The following is a 19,262-nucleotide window of genomic DNA, read 5'->3' on the forward strand; positions in this document are numbered from 1 at the left end:
CGATGAGCCAGGCGCAGGACCAGGAGCAGGCCGCGGGTGCCGGAGCCGCGGTGCCGCAGACCCGTACCGCGCGGCACCGCCGGATCGTGGACATCCTCAACCGGCAGCCGGTGCGGTCACAGAGCCAGCTCGCCAAGCTGCTCGCCGACGACGGGCTGAGCGTCACCCAGGCGACGCTCTCCCGGGACCTCGACGAGCTGAACGCGGTGAAGATCCGCAACACCGACGGCGAACTGATCTACGCGGTGCCGAGCGAGGGCGGTTTCCGCACCCCGCGCGCGCCGCTGGGGGAGTCGGCGAAGGAGGAGCGGATGCGGCGGCTCTCCCAGGAGCTGCTGATCTCCGCGGAGGCCTCCGCCAACCTCGTGGTCCTGCGCACCCCGCCGGGGGCGGCCCAGTTCCTGGCCTCGGCCATCGACCAGGCCGAACTGCACGACATCCTGGGCACCATCGCCGGTGACGACACGCTGCTGCTGATCAGCCGGGAGCCGACCGGCGGCCAGGCCCTGGCGGACCACCTGCTGCGGCTGGCGCAGAACGGGCACTGACTGCGCAGAACGGCCACTGAGCGCGCATGCGGTGCCCCGCCCGGCGGCGGAGAATGGGTATGTGATCTTCCGCGGCGGGGGGTCAGGCGGGCGGGCAATCCCCTGGCGGGCGTCGACCGTATACAGAGGTGTGTCGGGTTTCCGGTTCCCCGTGGGCCGCCTCCCGGACGAGGCGCTGCTGTCCGGGCTGGCCACCGGTGATCCGGAACTCGCGGTCGTCTTCGTACGAAGGTTCCAGCACCGGGTCTTCGGGGTCGCCATGGCTGTCACCGGGGATGAACAACTCGCCGAGGACGTCGCCCAGTTGACGTTCGAACGGGCGTGGCGCCATGCCCAGATCTACGACTCGCGCCGCGGCTCGGTCACCACCTGGCTGACGACCATCGCACACAACCTCGCCGTCGACGCCGTCCGCGCCCGGCGGACCGAACCGGTGGCACCGGAAGACCTCGACGCCCTCCTCGGTGTGGTCACCGAGACCCCCGAGCGCTGGGCGCTGGCCGACGAGACCTCCTCCCAGCTGCGGGCCGCCGTGGCCCGGCTGCCCCGCGAACAGGCCCGGGCCCTGGTGATGGCGGGCATCTACGGCATGACCGCCCAGCAGATCGCCGACGCGGAGCGGATCCCGCTGGGGACCGCCAAGACCCGGATCAGGGCGGCCATGGCGAAACTGCGGACCACACTTGCGGCTTCGAAGCGAGGCGACCATGTCCAGTGACGTGAACTGCGACAGGCTCCGGGAGATCGCCGCCGAGCTGGCACTGGGCGTGCTGCCCGGGCGGGAGCGCGCCGATGCCGTCGCCCATCTGGACCGGTGCGCGGACTGCCGGGAGTACGTCCGCCAACTCACCCTGGTCGGCGACCGGCTGATCGGCCTGCTGCCGGACAGCGAGCCACCGCTCGGCTTCGAGACCCGGGTGGCGCGCAGGCTGGCCCAGCAGGCGTCGGAGTCCGAGGCTCCCGAGGGCGTCTCCGGCCCTACGTCCCGGATCCTGCGCGGGCGGGCCCGGCGGGCCCGGCTCCGGCTCGCGGCCGTCGCCACCGCGGTCACCGTCGCCGTCGGGTTCGCCGGCTGGGGGATCGGCACCGCCGTCGAGCAGGTCCTCGCCTCGTCCGCGCCCGCCACCGCGTCCGAGCCCATGCTGATCGGGGACATGACCTCGACCACGGGCGGCGGCACCGTCGGCGAGGTCTACGCCCACCCCGGAACCCCCGGCTGGATCTTCGTGTCCGTCGATCTCGCCGGCCCGCACGCCGCGTACAACGGCAAGGTCACCTGCCTCCTGGAACACGCCGACGGTACGACCGTGCGCGTCGGCGACTTCACCCTGACCGGCGGACACGGCGAATGGGGCGTGGCGGCTTCCGGCGACCTCTCGACCCTCTCCGGCGCCCGGCTGACGGCACCCGACGGGACGGTCCTAGCCACAGCTCACCTGGCGAAAGGCCAGGTCGTGGAGCCGGAGCAGTGAACCGGTGCCGGGTACGGCTCAGCCTGGTACGGCTCAGGGGCGCCCCGGCCGGGTCGCTTCCAGGGCCGCGGCCAGCTCGGCGACCGTGGGCCGCGCCGCCGGGTCGGCCCGCAGACAGGCGTCGACGGCGGCGGCGAGCGCGGGTGGCAGTCGCCTCCGGGAAGCGAGGGGCGGGGCCGCCTTCTCCGTCTGCGGATACCGGGCGTTCGGCTGCGCCGAGGAGCCGCCCGTGCCGGCGCCGCCCTCGTCGGACTCCGTTCCGGGCTCGCCGCAGCCGAAAGGCACGTCACCGCACGCGACCTCGTACAACGTGACTCCGATGCCCCACACGTCGGCGGCGGCGGTGAGCGGGTCGCCCCGGGCCTGCTCCGGAGCGAGGTAGCAGCACGTGCCCAGCCCGGCGGGCGCCGGTCCGGGCGGCCGGGCGACGCTCAGGTCCAGCACCTTGGCATGCCCGCGCTCCACCACCACGTTGGCCGGTTTGAGGTCCAGGTGCAGCAGACCCCGGCCGTGCAGATAGTGGACCGCGGAACACAACTGCATGCCGAGAAGCGCCACATCGGTGGCCGCCGGCCGGCGCCGCAGCCGGTGCACGAGGTGGGACAGCGTCTCGCCGGTCAGTGTCTCCAGGACGACGAGTGGCTCCGGCGACGTGACGGTCTCGTACCCCCGGACCAGGTGCGGATGGCTGAACTCCCGCAGCCACCGGCCCTCCCGCAGCAGCCGCTCGGCGAGCCGCCCCTCGCCCCGCTGGTCCGGTCGCACCACCTTGATCACGCACCGGCAGGCCCGTTCCGCGCTCCACGCGTCGTACACATCGAGCCAGCCCGTACGGGTCAGATGCGCCAGGATCACGTACCCCGGCGCCGGCTCCGCACCCGTCACGAGCGGCGCGCAGCCGCTCCCGCCCGCCACGATGCCGGTTCCGGGGCTGCTCTCGCCCGTCACGATGCCGGTTCCGGGGCTGCTCTCGCCCGTCACGATGCGGGTTCCGGGGGTGTTCTCGCCCGTCACGGCGCCGGTCCCGAGGCTGCTCTCGTGTGTCACGAAGTTCGTCCCGGGGGTGTTCTCGCCTGTCACGGCGCCGGTCCCGAGGCTGCTCTCGTGCGTCACGAAGTTCGTCCCGGGGGTGCTCCCGCCTGTCACGAAGTCCGTCCCGAGGTCACTGCCGGCCGCCACCACGGCGTTCATGACGGCACCGCGTCCGCGCTCAGCCGGTGCAGCCGGGCGTATGTGCCCTGGCCGCGGAGCAGGTCGTCGTGGGCGCCGTCTTCCACGACCCGGCCGTGGTCGAGCACCACGATCCGCGTGGCGTCGCGCACGGTCAGCAGGTTGTGGGAGATGACGACGGTCGTCCGCCCGGCCATGAGCCGGCGCAGCGGATCCATGATCCGCCGGCCCGACCGCACGTCCAGCCCGGTGGTCGGCTCGTCCAGCAGCAGCACGGGCGCGTCCCTGATCATCGCGCGGGCGATCGCCAGCCGCTGGCACTGCCCGCCGGACAGGGTCCGGCCGCGCTGTCCGACCAGGGTGTCGTAGCCCTCCGGGAGCCGCTCGATGAACTCGTGGGCGTCCGCCGCGCGCGCCGCCGCCACGATGTCCGCCTCGCTCGCCCCCGGCCGCCCGTAGGCGATGTTCTCGCGTACGGTGCCGTGGAAGACGAGGGTCTCCTGCAGTACCACCGCGATGTTCTCCCGTACGTCGGACAGCCTCAGGCCCCGCAGGTCCGTGCCGCCGAGCAGGACCGCGCCGCGCTCGGGGTCGTAGAAGCGCAACTGGAGTTTGGCGACCGTGGACTTGCCGGCCCCGCTCGCCCCGACCAGCGCCAGGGTCTCCCCGGGCGCGACGTGGAACGACACGTCCGACAGGGCCCAGGAGGACGCGCCGGGGTAGCGGAACGAGACCCCGTCGAACTCCACCTCGCCCCGCGCGCGGCCGATCCGCCGGGCGCCCGGAGCCTCGACGACCTGCGGCCGCTGGTCCAGCAACTCGATGATCCGTTCGGCGGAGGCGGAGGCCGCGTAGAAGGTGGTGCCGAGCCCGGAGAGGCCGTGGACCGGGCCGTACAGCTTGCCGATCAGCGCCAGGAAGACGAGCAGACCGCCCAGCGTGAGCTGTCCCCGGGCCAGTTGCCAGGTGCCGAAGCCCAGCACCGCGAGGCCCCCGGTCACCTCGATGATCTCGACGACGGGCCCGTAGACGGCGCGGATGCGAGCCGAGTCCATCGCCGCCCGGAACCTGCCGGCGTTCTCCCGCTCGAACCGGCGATCCTCCCACTCCTGCCGGTTGTACGCCTGCACCAGCGCGACATTGCCGAGCACCTCCTCGGCGATCGCGCTGAGCGAGCCGCTGCGGCGTCTGCGTTCCCGCGAGGCCGTTTTGAGCAGCCGTGCGAAGTGCCGCGCGGCAGCCCAGAACAGCGGCACGATCACCAGGGCGAGCAGGGTCAGGTCCCAGCGCAGATAGAACAACAGGCCCAGGAAGAAACCCAGTTGGACGGCGTAGTAGAGGACGTCCGCCACCCCCGAGAGCAGAAACGTCTCGACCGCGTCGACGTCCCCGGTGATGCGGGACAGCAGGTCCCCCAGCCGCCGGCGTTCGAAGAAGCCGAGCGACAGCCCCTGGACATGCCGGAACACCTCGGAGCGCAGCGAGAGGAGAAAGCTCTCGCCGACCCAGGTGGACGTCACCTCGTCGGCGAACCCGAGCACCCCGGAGCAGATGATGAGTCCCGCGTAGGCCGGTGCGATCCACAGCAGTGGCCGCGGGTCGCGGGGGACGAGCACGCCGTCCACGACGGTCTTGAAGAGCCAGATCTCCGCGGCGTCGACGGCCGGTCCGGCCAGGCTGAAGAGGAGAACGGGGACGAGCCAGCGGCGGCCGCCGCGCGTGTACGGCCAGAACCGCCGGAACACCGCACGCGGCGAGACGGCGGGCGCGGCCGCGACGACGCCGTCGCAGGCCTCGCCCACCGAGAGCAGACGCCGCAGGACGTGCACCATGGGACGCGTTCCTCGGGGGCCGGCGGAGCGGGCCGGGTCCTTTGGCCACCGGTCCGCTCAGCCCTGACGTGCGATTCAGTGGTCGTCGTGGCCGTGACGGTCGCCGTGCTCGTGGCGGTCGTCGCGGTCGTGACCGTGCTCGTGGCGGTGGCCGTGCCGGTGGCCGTGGTCGCTGTGGTCGTGATGCGACGTGTGCTTACGGTGGTCATGGCGGCTGGCCGGCAGAAGACTGGCGAAGATAGCCATTCCGTACCTCCCGAAACTTGCTTTATATGGGATACGTCCCGGGACGGAAACGGGATGGCTCTCCGGCGAAAAAGTTCGCTCGGACAACGCGCTCGGACAACGCGCTCGAACGAGATCGCCGTCAGCCCAGCCTCGCCGCCAACCCCCCGGTGCACCGCACCTCGTCGCCCGCGGTGATCAGCAGGGCCTCCACGTCCGGCAGGGACTCCAGCCAGGCCAGCCCGGCCCGCGAGCCCATCGCGAACGCCGCCGTGGCCCAGCAGTCCACCCAGGTCAGTCGCGGCCCCACCACCGTCACGGCGACCAGATCCGTCACCGCCGACTTTCCCGTCCGCGGATCCACGATGTGCGCACCCCGCTCGGCCGTACCCGAGGTCGCCACCGACAGCTCGGACACCCCGGCCGCCGAGATCACCGCCGCCAGCCCGCCCGGCCGCAGCGGATCGGCCACCCCCACCCGCCACGGCCGCTGGGGCTCCGGCGAACCGAGCAACTGGACGTCCCCGCCCCCGTTGACGCTCACCCCGCTCACCCCTGCCACCCCCGCCAGCAGCCGCGCAGCCCGCTCGGCGGCCCAGCCCTTGACGATGCCGGTGGGATCCAGCGAGCCCCGATAGCGGCTGCTGAACCAGCCCTCGCTCACCCGCTCCGCCTCCGCCGCGAGCTCCAGCACCTGGGCCACCTCGGGCGCGCACCGGTCCACGGTCAACTCGCCCCGCGCCAGCCGCGACACCTCGCTGTCCTCGCGGTAGGTGCTGAAGACGGCGTCCGCCGCGTGCAGACCGGCGACCGCCTCGGCCAGGGCCTCGCGCACCGCACGGGGTTCCCCGCCACGGACGTCGAAGGAGAAGACGGTCCCCATGACCTCCTCCGCATGACGCACCGCGGCGGGAGCTTCGGCCGGTTCGGCCATCGTGTCAGCCACCGGCCTGGTCCAGCGCCGACTGCAGGGACTGCCGGTAGCCGGTGCTGGTGTAGGTGGCGCCGGAGACGGCGTCGATGTGCGCGCTGCCGGCCGCGACGGCCTCCTGGTTGAGCTTGGGGACGGCCATGGCGGTCTTCTGGTCGCTGAGTCCGCCCTTGGGCGCCTGCACCGCCTCCGCCTTGGTGATCTTGCCGGCGCTGACCGTGATCCGCACCTGGACCGGGCCGTACTGGGTCTGCGCGACCTGCCCGGTCACCGTACGGGCCTGCGCGGCACCGGACGACGAGGAGCCACCGGAGGACCTGCCCGCGGACCCAGCGGAGGACCCGGGCGGGGACCCGCCGGCGGACCCTGCGGAAGACCCTGCGGAAGCCTTCACCTTGTCCAGCGCCGACTGGAGCGACTTCTTGTAGCCGGTGCTCGTGTACGTCGCCCCGGAGACCGCGTCGATCTGCGCGCTCTGCGCCGTGACGGCCTCCTGGTTGAGCTTGGGGACGGCCATGGCGGTCTTCTGGTCGCTGAGTCCGCCCTTAGGCGCCTGCACCGCCTCCGCCTTGGTGATCTTGCCGCCCGCGACGGTCAGCCGTACCTGCACGGTGCCGTACTGCGTCTGCGTCGCGTCACCGGTGACCGTGCCGCCCGCCGCACCGGCCGCCTGCGCGCCGCCCTGCGGTGCCTGCTGCCCCGCCGTCGCCTGCGGTGCCGTGCCGGCCGCCGACACCGCGGCCGGATCGGACGCCGGCTTCAGCGACAGCAGCAGTACGACACCGGACACGGTCGCGGCGGTGGCCAGGACGACCCGTCGAATGGGATGGCTCTTCCTCATCAGTCCGTATCTCTCCGTAGCTCCCGGTCTCTCCGTTGCCCGCGCTCACATCTCGAACGACTCGTGATGGATGCGGCGGGCGGGGACCCCCGCACCGCGCAGCGCCTCGTACACCGACTGCGCGAACCCGGCCGGACCACACATGAAGACGTCGTGCCGGTCGATGTCCGGGATCTTCCGCTGGAGGTTCTCCGCGGAGATGTCCGGCCGCTCGCCCTCCGGGCTGTTCACCGCGTACATCAGCCGGGCGCCCCGCTCGTCGGCGATCTTCGCCAGCTCGCCCCACAGCGCCAGGTCCTGGGTGCTGTTGGCCCGGTAGAGCAGGGTGATGTCCCCGGCCGCGCCGGGCAGCGTCTCGAACAGCGCCCGCATCGGTGTGATGCCCACCCCGCCCGCGACCAGCAGTACCTTGCCCCGGCTGCGGCGCTGCGCGGTCATCGCCCCGTACGGGCCCTCGGCCCACACCCGGGTGCCGGGCGTCAGCTCCCGCAGCCGGGCGCTGTGGTCGCCGATCGCCTTCACCGTGATCCGCAGCATGTCCGGGCGGGGCGCCGCCGACAGCGAGTACGGGTGCGAGCTGAACCGCATCCCGGGCGCCAGGAACCGCCAGCGGAAGAACTGGCCGGCCTCCGCGCCCATCCGGTGCAGCTTCCGCCCGCCGATCAGCACCGAAACGATGCCCGGCGTCTCCTCGATCACCGCTTCCACCCGCATCCGGTGCTTGAGGTTCAGCCGGATCGGGGTGAGGATCCGGTACCAGATCACCAGCGCGGTGACCACGCCGTACAGGCCGTACCAGAAGGTCTTGGCGGCCGGCTCGACCGCGAAGTCGTTGCCGGTGGTGATCTGGTGCCAGAACGTCAGGAACACCGCCGCGTACGTCATCAGATGGACGTGGTACCAGGTGTCGTACGGCATCCTGCGGCGGATCCCGCCGATCGAGGTCAGCCCGATCAGCACGAACAGGCCCGTGCCGATCGCCGCCTTGCCCACGTCGGGCAGCTGGTTGATGGAGTCGATGGTCTGCTGCACGATGTCGCCCAGCGACTTGCCCGCCTGGAGCGCGTACCCCCACATGGTGAGGAAGACGTGCGCCACGATCAGGCAGAGCGTGTACCGGCCGCTCATCGCGTGCCAGCGTGCCACCCGGTCCGAGCCGACCCGCCGCTCCAGCGCCGGCACGCGCGCCATCTGGAGCACGACCAGCGCCATCAGATAGCCGGCCAGCAGGCCCGTGATCCGGCCCGCGTTGAGGATTTTGCTGTTGTCGTCGGCGATGGACGGTGTGTTGTGCCACCAGAGCCACAGCACGGCCACCGCGCCCGCCCACACGGCGAGCAGCAGCGGTACGGCCGGGCTGCGGCGCGGGCGGATGCGGCGCATCGTCTGTCGGCGGGCGGCACGTCCGCCTGCGAGGGTGGTGGTCACGGTTCCTCCGTGGGGACTCGGCCCTTGGCCCAGAGATACGTGCCGCATGCGCTGAGTGTTCAGAGCCCCGCCGAGTCCAGCGCGGACTGCAGCGACTGCCGGTACCCGGTGCTGGTGTACGAGGCGCCCGACACCATGTCGATCTCCGCGCTCTGCGCGGCCAGCGCCTCATGCCGCAGCTGGGGGAGCGCGTAGCTGTTGATCTCCTGGTCGCGCGGGTTGTCCGACGGGTACTGCACGGCCGTCACATCGGTGATCCTGCCGCTCTTGATCGTCACCCGCACCTGGACCGGGCCCCAGCGGGTCTGGACGGTGTCGCCGGTGACGGACCTGGAGATGCCCTTCGAGCCGGAGGCGGAGCCGCTCGATCCACTCGACGGGGCCGAACTGCTGGACACAGAGGGCGACTTGGCGTCGGCGGTCGTCAGCGTGGGGCTCGTGTGCGGCTTCAGCGACAGCAGCAGCACCATGCCGGAGACGGTCGCGGCACTCGCCAGCACGATGCGGCGCAGGGGACGGTTCTTCTTCAACGCGTGCACGTGTACGGCCTCACAACTCGAACGACTCGTGGTGGATACGACGGTCCGGCACCCCGGCCGCCCGCAGCGCCTCGTACATGTCCCGGGCGAAGCCGTGCGGCCCGCAGAGGTAGACGTCGTGGCCGGCGAGGCCGGGGAAGGTGGCGCGCAGCGCCTTTGCCGAGATGTCCGGGCGCTCCCCGCCGGGCCCGTTCAGCGCGTACAGCACCTGCGCGCCGCGCCACCGCGCGATCGCCTCCAGCTCCTGCCCGAGCGCCAGGTCCTCGGCCCGGCGCGCCCGGTACAGCAGCGTGACCTCGCCGGGCAGTGTCTCGAACAGCGCCCGCAGCGGGGTGACGCCGACACCGGCCGCGATGAGCAGCGAGCGGTGTGCGGTGGCCCGGTCGGCGGTCAGCGAGCCGTACGGGCCCTCCGCCCACACCCGGGTGCCGGGCCTGAGCAGCGCCACGGCCGCACTGTGGTCGCCGAGCGCCTTGACGGTGATCCGCAGCCGGTCCGGGCGCGGCGGCGCCGACACCGAGTACGGCGTCGACGTCCAGCCCATCCCCTCGCCGAGGAACCGCCAGCGGAAGAACTGCCCCGGCCGTACGCCCAGCTCCTCCAGATGCCGACCGCGTACGACGACCGAGTACACCCCCGGCGCCTCCTGGTGCACCGACTCCACGCGCAGCCGGTGGCGCCGGTTGAGGCGGACCGGGGCGAGGACCCGGAACCACAGAACCAGGGCCGCGACCCCCAGATACAGGGCGTACCAGACGGCGGTCGCCACCGGCTTGCCGTTGAACTCGTTGCCCAGCGCCAGCTGGTGGAAGAAGGCCAGGAAGACGGCCGCGTACGTCAGCAGATGGACGTAGTACCAGAACTCATGGCTCGTACGGCGCCGTACCGCGCGCATGGACGTGATGCCGACCGCGAAGAGGATCACCGTGCCGGCGGTGGCCTTGAGCATGTCCGGATAGTCCAGGACGACGGTCACGGTCTCGTGCCAGAGCGAGGCCCGGTCCTGGGCGGCGTACCCGGTGAGGATCAGCACGATGTGCGCGACGAGGAGGCAGACCGTGTACCGGCCGGCCATCGCGTGCCAGCGGGCCACCCGGTCCGAGCCGATCCGGGTCTCCAGCAGCGGCACCCGCGCCATCAGGGCGACCAGCACCGCACACGCGTACCCGCACAGCAGCCCGGCGATCCGCCCGGCGCCGGTCAGCAGGCCGGCCGTACCGGCCACGGACCCGGTGTCCGCCCACCAGAGTGCGAGGACGGCAGCCGCCCCGGCCCACAGCACGGCCAGCACGGGCCCGGCGGGGGAGCGCCGTGCGGTCACGGGCCCAGGCGGCGCCGCCCGTCTCGTCTCCACAGTGGTCATCGGTCGCCGTCCCTTCGTCCGTCGTGCCAGGCCACTGTGCGGGGCGAAGTTCTGAGCCACCTCTGAAACGCCCTGGTGACCGGCCGCTTCGCGCGCGGACACAGGGGAAACGCGCAGTCGGCGCCGGGCGGACCGGTGAGCGCACTCACAGAAAATTCAGAGCGGAGGCGGTACGTCCCACCCGTCCGTCCGGGTGATGCTGGTAGGCGCGATGAACACCACCCGTACCGGCCGCCCGGCCCTCACCCGACCCGACGGCACCCCGCTGCGCGTCCTGGTCGTCGACGACGACCCCGACCTCGCGGAAGTGCTCACCGGCGCCCTGCGCTACGAGGGCTGGGAGGTGCGTGCGGCCGGCGACGGCGCCTCGGCCGTGGCCGGCGCGCGCGAGCTGCTGCCCGACGCCGTCGTCCTGGACGTGATGCTCCCGGACACCGACGGCTTCGCCGTGCTGCGCCGGCTGCACGAGGTGAAGCCGGACGTCTGTGTGCTCTTCCTCACGGCCCGCGACGCGGTCGAGGACCGGATCGCGGGCATCACGGCGGGCGGCGACGACTATGTCACCAAGCCCTTCAGCCTGGAGGAGGTCGTGGCCCGGCTGCGCGGTCTGCTGCGCCGGGCGGGCCTGACCCGGCAACTGGAGGAGGGGCCACGGCTGACCGTGGGCGACCTGGCGATGGACGAGGAGGCCCGCGAGGTCACCCGGGCCGGTGACCTGATCGAACTCTCCCCCACGGAGTTCGAGCTCCTCCGCTTCCTGATGCGCAACCCGCGCCGTGTGCTCAGCAAGGCGCAGATCCTCGACCGGGTCTGGTCCTACGACTTCGGCGGCCGGGCCCACGTGGTCGAGCTGTACATCTCCTACCTGCGCAAGAAGATAGACGCGGGACGCGAGCCCATGATCCACACGGTGCGCGGGTCGGGCTATGTCCTGAAGCCGGTGACCAGGTGACGTTCGCATGGCGGCTGCCCCGCCCCCGCACCCTGCGGGCCCGGCTCATCGCCGGTCTGGTCGTGCTCCTCGCGATCAGCTGTGCCGCTGTCGGCGTGGCGGCCGTCGTCGAGCTGAACGGCTTTCTCACCCGCCGGCTCGACCAGCAGCTCCAGCAGGCCGGTCCGGCCTTTCCGCAGAGCCTGGAGCACGGCACCTACAGGCCGTCGGACCATGACGGCGACGAGCACGGCGACACCCGCCGCCAGGCCGCCGAGACGTTCGGCGCCCGCCTGCTGGGCGGCCAGGTCACCAGCGCGGCCGTGGTGCCCGCCGGCGACGGGCAGGACCCCGGCACCAGCCTGACCGCCACCGACCGCGCGGCCCTGGCCGGGCTTCCCGTGGACGGCGCGGGCCACACCGTGTGCCTGTCGAAGCTGCGGGACTACCGGCTGATGGCGTGGCGCGGCAGGGACGGCGACGTGCTGGTCACGGGGCTGCCGACGGAGCCGGTACGGGCCGCAGTGCAACGCCTCGAACTGGTCGCGGTGGTCGTCTTCGGCCTGGCCCTGACCGTCGCCGGTGTGGCCGGGGCGCTGTGGGTGCGCTGGTCGCTGCGCCCGCTGAGCCGGGTCGCCGCGACCGCCACCCGGGTCAGCGAGCTGCCCCTGGCCAGCGGCGAGGTGGCACTGCCGCCGCGCGCCCCGGACAGCGACCCGCGCAGCGAGGTCGGCCGGGTGGCGGCGGCGTTCAACCGGATGCTGCGGCACGTCGAGGACGCGCTGACCAAGCGGCACGCGAGCGAGGAGCGGCTGCGCAGCTTCGCCGCCGACGCCAGCCACGAGCTGCGCACCCCGGTCGCCTCGGTCCGCGGCCACGCCGAGCTGGCCCTCCTCCACCCCGGCCCGGTGCCACCGGAGGTCACCCGGGCCCTGCGGCGCATCAAGGCCGAGTCCGCCCGCATGGGCGAGATGGTGGACGACCTCCTCCTGCTGGCCCGCCTCGACGCGGGCCGACCGCTGGAGAGCCGCCCGGTGGACCTGACCCGTCTGGTCCTGGACGCGGTCACCGACGCCCGCGCCACCGGCCCGGACCACCGCTGGTCCCTGGACCTCCCCGAAGACCCGGTCATGGTCCCGGGCGACGCCCACCGCCTCCAACAGGTGTTGGCCAACCTGTTGGCCAACGCCCGTTTGCACACACCCGTTGGCACCAAGGTGACGGTCACCCTGGAGGTCAGTTCCGAAGTGGCCGTCCTCTCGGTCCACGACGACGGCCCCGGCGTCCCCGAGGACGTCCGGCCGGGCGTCTTCGAACGCTTCACCAGGGCCGACCACCGCCGCCGCCCGGACGCCTCCGGAGGAGGAGCGGGCCTGGGTCTGTCGATCGTGGCGGCGGTCGCGGAGGCGCACGGAGGGAGCGTGGGTTTGGAAAGCAGATCCGGCTCTACGACATTCAGGGTCAGTCTGCCGACCTGAGGGGCGCGAGGCCGGATCGATGTGCGGCTCCGCCGCGTGGGCGCACGGCACATCAGTACCGCGTCAGAGCTGTGGCTCCGTCAACCGTCCCGATGGCAACATGCGGCAGCTTCCCCGGCTCGGCCCAGGCAAGAATCCGCTGCATCGTGTCCTCCGGCACCGACACACAACCAGCCGTAGCTCCCTGCCCGTTGACATGCAGAAAGATCCCGGCGCCGAGCCCACGAACGGGCTGGTCGTAGTTGAACCCGATGACAAGGGTGTAGGCATACTGAGAGGTGTAAGAGATCAGATGCTCGGACTCGGACGCCCGGCAGTCGTCCGGCAGCGGTTCGACCCACCGGTTGTACGACTGCGATTCCGTGTCCTCGCACCACCACGAACTGTCCTTCACCGCAAGGTACTTGACGCTCGTCCCGCTCGGCGCCGCCTTGATCCCGAAGCCGAAGGGAAGGCCGTACAGCCCGGTCGGTGTCGTGTTCGTCCCCTGCTTCCGCGTGGCCCCCTCCACCAGCCCGTTCGCCCCGAACCGCGCCGGTGCGGTACCGGCCTGCACCCACTGTCCGTCCCGCAGGTCCCACCAGCTGAGGGTCCCCGACGTGGCGTCGGTGCCCGGTGCCTGAGCCGTGATCAGCTGGGTGCCGCCGCCGGTGTCCGCCATCCGCGCGGGCAGCGGCACGGTCCCGGGGCCCGGTGCGAGACCGAGCAGGGCGAGCGAGGACGCGGACACGAGGGCGAGCACGACACCGGGGCGCATGGCTCAGACGGTAGACGGGGGAAGCGGCAACGGCAGCCCGGGTAGCCCGTCCAGGCTCGTCGCGATGTGCTCCTTCTTCGCGAAGTAGGCGCTCAGCGAGGCGTCGTCCTCACGCGCGAACCGCTTCCCGTGCAGCTCACGATCGCTCTCGTAGGCCATGTAGGGGACGGCGTACCCACAGCTGTCCCGGATCAGCTCCGCGTGTACGACGATGACCGCGCGCAGTCCGTGCGCGCTCGGGTCGATGTCCGGGAAATGGGCGAGCAGCCCCGTGAAGCGCGGATCGTCCCGGAAGACGGGCTCGCCCCGACCGTGCACACGCACGATGTTCGGCGGGCCCTGGAAGGCGCACCACATCAGGGTGATCCGCCCGTTCTCCCTGAGGTGGGCGATGGTCTCGGCATTTGACCCGGCGAAGTCCAGGTAGGCCACGGTCAGTTCGTCGAGTATGACGAAGGAGCCCTGGAGGCCCTTGGGGGAGAGATTGACCGTGCCGTCGCCGGACAGCGGCGCGGTCGCGGTGAAGAAGAGGGGTTGCTCCTCGATGAACGTCCGGAGCCTGCCGTCGATGCGCTCGTAGCTCTTTCCCATGTCCACCGAGTATCGACGCGATTCTTTCGCCTGTCTAACGAATTCGCACACCGGCCCACGATCCGGACGCCCCCACCCGGGCCGCCCCCCATCCAGACGCTCCCGTCCGGACAAGCCCAGCCGTCCGCCCGCATGCGGACCCACCGCGGCCACCCGGGCGGGGCGGCCGCGGTGAGTCTGCTGCCTCACTGAGCGAGCGTGCAGGCGGCGAGGGTGTCCAGGCCGGTGGGTTTGGTGGTGGTGCGGCCGATGGCGATGGCGATGCGGTCGATGGTGGAGACGCGCTTGTCCTTGAGGGGTCCGAGGATGGCGTTGTTGACGAAGTTGGGTCCGCCCTGGCCTACGGTCGTTTGCAAACGCTTGTTGGCCTCCTGGATCTGGGTCTGGAGGAGGGTGAGGTTGCGGTCGACCTCGGCCTTCGCGGTGGCGGGTACGGCGGGGAGCCTGGAGGCTACGTCCGGGCAGGTGATCGAGCCGGCCCCGGAGTTCGTGCCGGCCCCGGAGTTCGTGCCGGCCCCGGTGTTCCTGCCGGCCCCGGTGTTCGCGCCCGCTGCCGTGCCGGTGCCCGACTGCTGGGTCGGTGTCGTGCTCGACGTGCTCCCGCCGCCGGTGTTCGCGCCGCCCGTGTTCAGGGAGCAGGCGGCGAGGGTGTCCAGGCCGGTGGGTTTGGTGGTGGTGCGGCCGATGGCGATGGCGATGCGGTCGATGGTGGAGACGCGCTTGTCCTTGAGGGGTCCGAGGATGGCGTTGTTGACGAAGTTGGGTCCGCCCTGGCCGACGGTCGTTTGCAAACGCTTGTTGGCCTCCTGGATCTGGGTCTGGAGGAGGGTGAGGTTGCGGTCGACCTCGGCCTTCGCGGAGGCGGGTACGGCAGGGAGCCTGGAGGCTACGTCCGGGCAGCTGATCGTGCCGGGGCTCGCCAGGGTGCGGGCCTGGGCGGCGCCGTCGCTCCTGGCGGGGGTGCCGGCGAGGGCCGAGCCGGCGATCACCGCGCCGGACAGCACCACGGCGGCGGCACCGCCGGCGACCGCCACGCGGCGCTTGTTGTACTTCGGAAGAGCCCTGGACATACGGAAGCCTCACTTGGGTCGGGTCGACGTCTGGGCAACGCGGCGCCTGCGTGCAGAGGGAAGTACGAGAAAGCGGTTTCGGGCGTTCACTCCGGCTGTCGATTGACGAATCATGCAGAGTTCTGCATACTCATGCATGACAGCAAGTGCAGTGTGAGGAGAAACCCGTGACCGAGCGCGTCGTACTCGCCTATTCGGGCGGTCTGGACACCTCCGTCGCCATCGGCTGGATCGCCGAGGAGACGGGCGCCGAGGTCATCGCCGTCGCGGTGGACGTAGGCCAGGGCGGCGAGGACCTGGACGTCATCCGCAAGCGCGCCCTCGCCTGCGGTGCCGTCGAGGCCGAGGTCGCCGACGCCAGGGACGAGTTCGCCGACGAGTACTGCCTCCCCGCGATCAAGGCCAACGCCCTCTACATGGACCGCTACCCGCTGGTGTCCGCCGTGTCCCGGCCCACGATCGTCAAGCACCTCGTCGCCGCCGCCAAGAAGCACGGCGCCACGACCGTCGCCCACGGCTGCACCGGCAAGGGCAACGACCAGGTCCGCTTCGAGGCCGGCATCGTCGCCCTCGCGCCCGACCTGAAGTGCATCGCCCCGGTCCGCGACTACGCGATGACCCGGGACAAGGCGATCGCCTTCTGCGAGGCGAAGCAGCTCCCGATCGCCACCACCAAGAAGTCCCCGTACTCCATCGACCAGAACGTCTTCGGACGCGCGGTCGAGACGGGCTTCCTGGAGGACATCTGGAACGCCCCGATCGAGGACATCTACGACTACACCGCCGACCCGGCCGTCCCGCGCGAGCCCGACGAGGTGGTCGTCACCTTCAAGGAGGGCGTCCCGGTCGCGATCGACGGCAGGCCCGTCACCGTCCTGCAGGCGATCCAGCAGCTCAACGAGCGCGCCGGCGCCCAGGGCATCGGCCGGATCGACATGGTCGAGGACCGGCTCGTCGGCATCAAGTCCCGCGAGGTGTACGAGGCCCCGGGCGCGATCGCCCTGATCACCGCCCACCAGGAGCTGGAGAACGTCACCGTCGAGCGTGAACTCGCCCGCTACAAGCGGCAGGTCGAGCAGCGCTGGGGCGAACTCGTCTACGACGGCCAGTGGTTCTCCCCGCTCAAGCGCGCGCTGGAGGGCTTCATCAACGAGGCCAACCAGCACGTGACCGGCGACATCCGGATGACCCTGCACGGCGGCCGCGCCGTCGTCACCGGCCGGCGCTCCGAGTCGTCCCTGTACGACTTCAACCTCGCCACCTACGACACCGGCGACACCTTCGACCAGTCCGCCGCCAAGGGATTCATCGACATCTACAGCCTGTCGTCGAAGATCGCCGCACGGCGTGATCCGCAGGCATAGCCTGACGCGGACCTCCCGTGACCGACCGACTTCTCCGACCGACTTCTCGACCCACTTCTCTAGGAGCAGCGCAAGTGAGCAGCAGCAGCGGTGACGTACGGCTCTGGGGCGGTCGTTTCGCCGACGGTCCCGCCGAGGCCCTGGCGAAGCTGTCCGCGTCCGTCCACTTCGACTGGCGCCTCGCGCCGTACGACATCGCCGGCTCGCGTGCCCACGCGCGCGTGCTGCACAAGGCGGGGCTGCTCACCGAGGACGAGCTGACCCGTATGATCGCCGGGCTCGACCGGCTGGAGACCGATGTCGCCGACGGCTCCTTCGTGGGCACGATCGCCGACGAGGACGTGCACACCGCCCTGGAACGCGGCCTGCTGGAGCGCCTCGGCCCCGACCTCGGCGGCAAACTGCGCGCCGGCCGGTCGAGGAACGACCAGGTGGCGACCCTCTTCCGGATGTACCTGAGGGACCACGCCCGTACGATCGGCGACCTGATCGCCGACCTCCAGGACGCCCTGATCGGCCTCGCCGAGGCCCACCCGGACGTCGCGATGCCCGGCCGCACCCATCTCCAGCACGCCCAGCCGGTGCTCTTCGCCCACCACGTCCTCGCCCATGTGCAGTCCCTGTCCCGGGACGCCGAGCGCCTGCGCCAGTGGGACGACCGTACGGCGGTGTCGCCGTACGGCTCCGGCGCCCTCGCCGGCTCCTCCCTGGGCCTGGACCCGGAAGCCGTGGCCAAGGACCTCGGCTTCGAGCACGGCAGCGTCGGCAACTCCATCGACGGCACGGCCTCGCGTGACTTCGTCGCCGAGTTCGCCTTCATCACCGCGATGATCGGGGTCAACCTCTCCCGGATCGCCGAGGAGATCATCATCTGGAACACGAAGGAGTTCTCCTTCGTGACCCTGCACGACGCGTTCTCCACGGGCTCGTCGATCATGCCGCAGAAGAAGAACCCGGACATCGCGGAGCTTGCGCGCGGCAAGAGCGGCCGCCTGATCGGCAACCTGACGGGGCTGATGGCGACGCTGAAGGCCCTGCCGCTCGCGTACAACCGCGACCTCCAGGAGGACAAGGAGCCGGTCTTCGACTCCTGCGACCAGCTGGAGGTGCTGCTGCCGGCCTTCACCGGCATGATCGCCACCCTCACGGTCAACCGCGAGCGCATGGAGGAACTGGCCCCGGCCGGCTTCTCGCTCGCCACTGACATCGCCGAGTGGCTGGTCAAGCAGGGCGTGCCGTTCCGCGTGGCGCACGAGGTCGCGGGGGAGTGCGTGAAGGTCGCCGAGGCCGAGGGCAAGGAACTGGACGAGCTGACGGACGAGCAGTTCGCGAAGATCTCGGCGCATCTCACTCCGGAGGTGCGTACGGTCCTCAATGTGCCCGGTGCCCTGGCCTCCCGCAACGGCCGCGGCGGCACGGCACCGAGCGCGGTCGCCGTTCAGCTCGCCGAGGTCAAGGCGGACGTGGCGGCCCAGCACGAGTGGGCGTCCGCGAAGAAGAGCTGAGGGACAGCGCCCCGTGAGGGGCGCGGGGAACTGCGCGGCCGGCCACAACGCTCCCGCATTCGCCGAACCGCCGGACGAACCGAGTTCTCGGGCGGACCTGGAGGGCATCGCGGGTTACGTTGGTCGGAAACCGTACCGGAGCCGACCGAACGGAACCCGCGATGCCCTTCACCCGCCTCGCAACAGCTACCACGCCGACCTGCCACATCGGCCTCGGCCTGGCCGCAGTAGGTCGCCCCGGCTACATCAACCTCGGCCGCGAAGAAGACCTCGGCGAGAACCGCAGCGTCGACGCGATGCGTACCCGGACCCACGAACTCCTCGACGCCGCCTACGCCCAAGGCGTCCGCTACTTCGACGTGGCACGCTCCTACGGCCGGTCCGAGGAGTTCCTCGCCGACTGGCTGAACACCCGCCCCGACATCGACGACGTGGTCATCGGCAGCAAATGGGGCTACACCTACACCGCCGGCTGGTCGGCGGACGCCGAGACGCACGAGGTCAAGGACCACAGCCTCGCCACGTACGAGCGGCAGCGCGCCGAGACCGACGCCCTGCTCGGCGACCGGCTCGACCTCTACCAGATCCACTCGGTGACCCCGGACAGCCCGGCCCTCACCGACAAGGACCTGCACGCCAAGCTCGTCGAGGCCGCCGCCCAGGGGCTGACCATCGGCTTCTCCACCAGCGGCCCCACCCAGGCCGACGCCATCCGCGCCGCCCTCGCGATCACGGTCGACGGCGAGCCCCTCTTCCGTACCGTCCAGTCGACGTACAACGCCCTGGAGACCTCGGCGGAACCCGCGCTCGCCGAGGCGCACGACGCCGGGCTCACGGTGATCGTCAAGGAGGGCATGGCCAACGGCCGGCTCGCCGCACCGCACGCCCCGGAGGCGCTCAAGGCCGTAGCCGAGGAGGCCGGCCTCGGCTGCGACGCGGTGGCCCTCGCCTGGATCCTGCGCCGGCCCTGGGCCGGAGTCGTCCTCTCCGGCGCCGCGACCGTCCCCCAGCTCTTCTCCAACCTGCACGCCCCCGCCGTGGACCTCGACGCGGACCAGCTGACCCGCCTCGCCACGCTCGCCGAGGACCCGCGCGCCTACTGGGAGCGGCGCGGACAGCTGCCCTGGCACTGACCCCACGGCCACGCCGGCCGGCCGAGAGCACCCACGCCGACCAGCAGATATGAGTCACCTATGCCTGCCGTGAGACAAAAATGT

19 protein-coding genes are annotated in these 19,262 nt (G+C 71.6%); 8 read left to right on the forward strand and 11 right to left on the reverse strand.

All coding sequences use genetic code 11. The features are described from left to right. The first annotated feature begins 2 nt into the window (after positions 1–2). The 3 genes from AV521_RS08220 (at position 3) to AV521_RS08230 (ending at position 2,020) form a co-directional block, all read left to right on the forward strand. Positions 3–548 carry an arginine repressor gene (locus AV521_RS08220; RefSeq protein ID WP_023552003.1) on the forward strand — a complete coding sequence of 182 codons (546 nt, stop codon included), beginning with the start codon at positions 3–5 and terminating at the stop codon, positions 546–548. A gap of 130 nt (positions 549–678) precedes the next feature. Continuing rightward, complete coding sequence (locus AV521_RS08225) at positions 679–1,266, forward strand: RNA polymerase sigma factor (RefSeq protein ID WP_076085669.1); 588 nt, start codon at positions 679–681, stop codon at positions 1,264–1,266. Continuing rightward, positions 1,256–2,020, forward strand: a complete 765-nt coding sequence (locus AV521_RS08230) for a hypothetical protein (RefSeq protein ID WP_076085672.1) — start codon at positions 1,256–1,258, stop codon at positions 2,018–2,020. The genes AV521_RS08225 and AV521_RS08230 overlap by 11 nt, the downstream gene beginning before the upstream one ends. A gap of 33 nt (positions 2,021–2,053) precedes the next feature. Here the strand turns inward: AV521_RS08230 and AV521_RS08235 are convergent, their stop codons facing one another. From AV521_RS08235 to AV521_RS08265, 8 genes are all read right to left on the reverse strand, one after another. Further along, on the reverse strand, positions 2,054–3,211 hold the full coding sequence (locus AV521_RS08235; RefSeq protein WP_079249167.1) for a serine/threonine-protein kinase: 1,158 nt from the start codon (positions 3,209–3,211) through the stop codon (positions 2,054–2,056). After that, positions 3,208–5,022 (reverse strand): ABC transporter ATP-binding protein, encoded by a 1,815-nt coding sequence (locus tag AV521_RS08240; RefSeq protein WP_076085675.1) that lies wholly within the window; start codon positions 5,020–5,022, stop codon positions 3,208–3,210. Before AV521_RS08240 ends, AV521_RS08235 begins: the two co-directional genes overlap by 4 nt. Positions 5,023–5,097: 75 nt before the next feature. Next, on the reverse strand, positions 5,098–5,268 hold the full coding sequence (locus AV521_RS49160) for a hypothetical protein (protein WP_179022922.1): 171 nt from the start codon (positions 5,266–5,268) through the stop codon (positions 5,098–5,100). A 121-nt stretch (positions 5,269–5,389) separates the two neighbouring features. Then, on the reverse strand, positions 5,390–6,181 hold the full coding sequence (locus AV521_RS08245; protein WP_076085838.1) for an FAD:protein FMN transferase: 792 nt from the start codon (positions 6,179–6,181) through the stop codon (positions 5,390–5,392). 4 nt (positions 6,182–6,185) lie between these two features. Further along, on the reverse strand, positions 6,186–7,019 hold the full coding sequence (locus AV521_RS08250) for an FMN-binding protein (RefSeq protein WP_179022924.1): 834 nt from the start codon (positions 7,017–7,019) through the stop codon (positions 6,186–6,188). Positions 7,020–7,064: 45 nt separating this feature from the next. After that, positions 7,065–8,447, reverse strand: a complete 1,383-nt coding sequence (locus tag AV521_RS08255) for a ferric reductase-like transmembrane domain-containing protein (protein ID WP_076085679.1) — start codon at positions 8,445–8,447, stop codon at positions 7,065–7,067. 59 nt (positions 8,448–8,506) lie between these two features. Then, on the reverse strand, positions 8,507–8,986 hold the full coding sequence (locus tag AV521_RS08260; protein ID WP_076085683.1) for an FMN-binding protein: 480 nt from the start codon (positions 8,984–8,986) through the stop codon (positions 8,507–8,509). A gap of 10 nt (positions 8,987–8,996) precedes the next feature. Beyond that, entirely contained in the window at positions 8,997–10,349 is a 1,353-nt protein-coding gene (locus AV521_RS08265) for a ferric reductase-like transmembrane domain-containing protein (protein WP_076085686.1), read from the reverse strand. A 211-nt stretch (positions 10,350–10,560) separates the two neighbouring features. On the opposite strand from AV521_RS08265, the gene AV521_RS08270 reads away from it, so the two are divergent. Both AV521_RS08270 and AV521_RS08275 read left to right on the forward strand, forming a co-directional pair. Continuing rightward, entirely contained in the window at positions 10,561–11,301 is a 741-nt protein-coding gene (locus tag AV521_RS08270) for a response regulator transcription factor (RefSeq protein ID WP_076085844.1), read from the forward strand. Continuing rightward, positions 11,298–12,758 carry a cell wall metabolism sensor histidine kinase WalK gene (locus AV521_RS08275; protein ID WP_076085689.1) on the forward strand — a complete coding sequence of 487 codons (1,461 nt, stop codon included), beginning with the start codon at positions 11,298–11,300 and terminating at the stop codon, positions 12,756–12,758. Before AV521_RS08270 ends, AV521_RS08275 begins: the two co-directional genes overlap by 4 nt. A gap of 52 nt (positions 12,759–12,810) precedes the next feature. Here AV521_RS08275 and AV521_RS08280 read toward each other — a convergent pair whose 3' ends face one another. From AV521_RS08280 to AV521_RS08290, 3 genes are all read right to left on the reverse strand, one after another. Then, positions 12,811–13,515 (reverse strand): L,D-transpeptidase, encoded by a 705-nt coding sequence (locus AV521_RS08280; protein ID WP_076085692.1) that lies wholly within the window; start codon positions 13,513–13,515, stop codon positions 12,811–12,813. Between the two features lie 3 nt (positions 13,516–13,518). Further along, entirely contained in the window at positions 13,519–14,106 is a 588-nt protein-coding gene (locus AV521_RS08285) for a pyridoxamine 5'-phosphate oxidase family protein (protein ID WP_076085695.1), read from the reverse strand. Positions 14,107–14,291: 185 nt separating this feature from the next. Beyond that, on the reverse strand, positions 14,292–15,176 hold the full coding sequence (locus AV521_RS08290; protein ID WP_179022926.1) for a hypothetical protein: 885 nt from the start codon (positions 15,174–15,176) through the stop codon (positions 14,292–14,294). Between the two features lie 167 nt (positions 15,177–15,343). Between AV521_RS08290 and AV521_RS08295 the strand changes: the two genes are divergently transcribed. The 3 genes from AV521_RS08295 to AV521_RS08305 all read left to right on the forward strand — a co-directional run bounded on the left by AV521_RS08295 (position 15,344) and on the right by AV521_RS08305 (position 19,178). Beyond that, positions 15,344–16,540 carry an argininosuccinate synthase gene (locus tag AV521_RS08295; protein WP_076085699.1) on the forward strand — a complete coding sequence of 399 codons (1,197 nt, stop codon included), beginning with the start codon at positions 15,344–15,346 and terminating at the stop codon, positions 16,538–16,540. A 74-nt stretch (positions 16,541–16,614) separates the two neighbouring features. After that, the gene (gene argH, locus AV521_RS08300; RefSeq protein WP_076085702.1) at positions 16,615–18,045 is read left to right on the forward strand and encodes an argininosuccinate lyase; all 1,431 of its coding nucleotides are present in this window, start codon (positions 16,615–16,617) and stop codon (positions 18,043–18,045) included. Between the two features lie 161 nt (positions 18,046–18,206). Next, entirely contained in the window at positions 18,207–19,178 is a 972-nt protein-coding gene (locus AV521_RS08305; protein WP_076085705.1) for an aldo/keto reductase, read from the forward strand. Positions 19,179–19,262 lie beyond the last annotated feature (84 nt).

Origin of the sequence: Streptomyces sp. IMTB 2501, assembly GCF_001953885.1 — a bacterium.
Classification (GTDB): Bacteria; Actinomycetota; Actinomycetes; order Streptomycetales; family Streptomycetaceae; genus Streptomyces.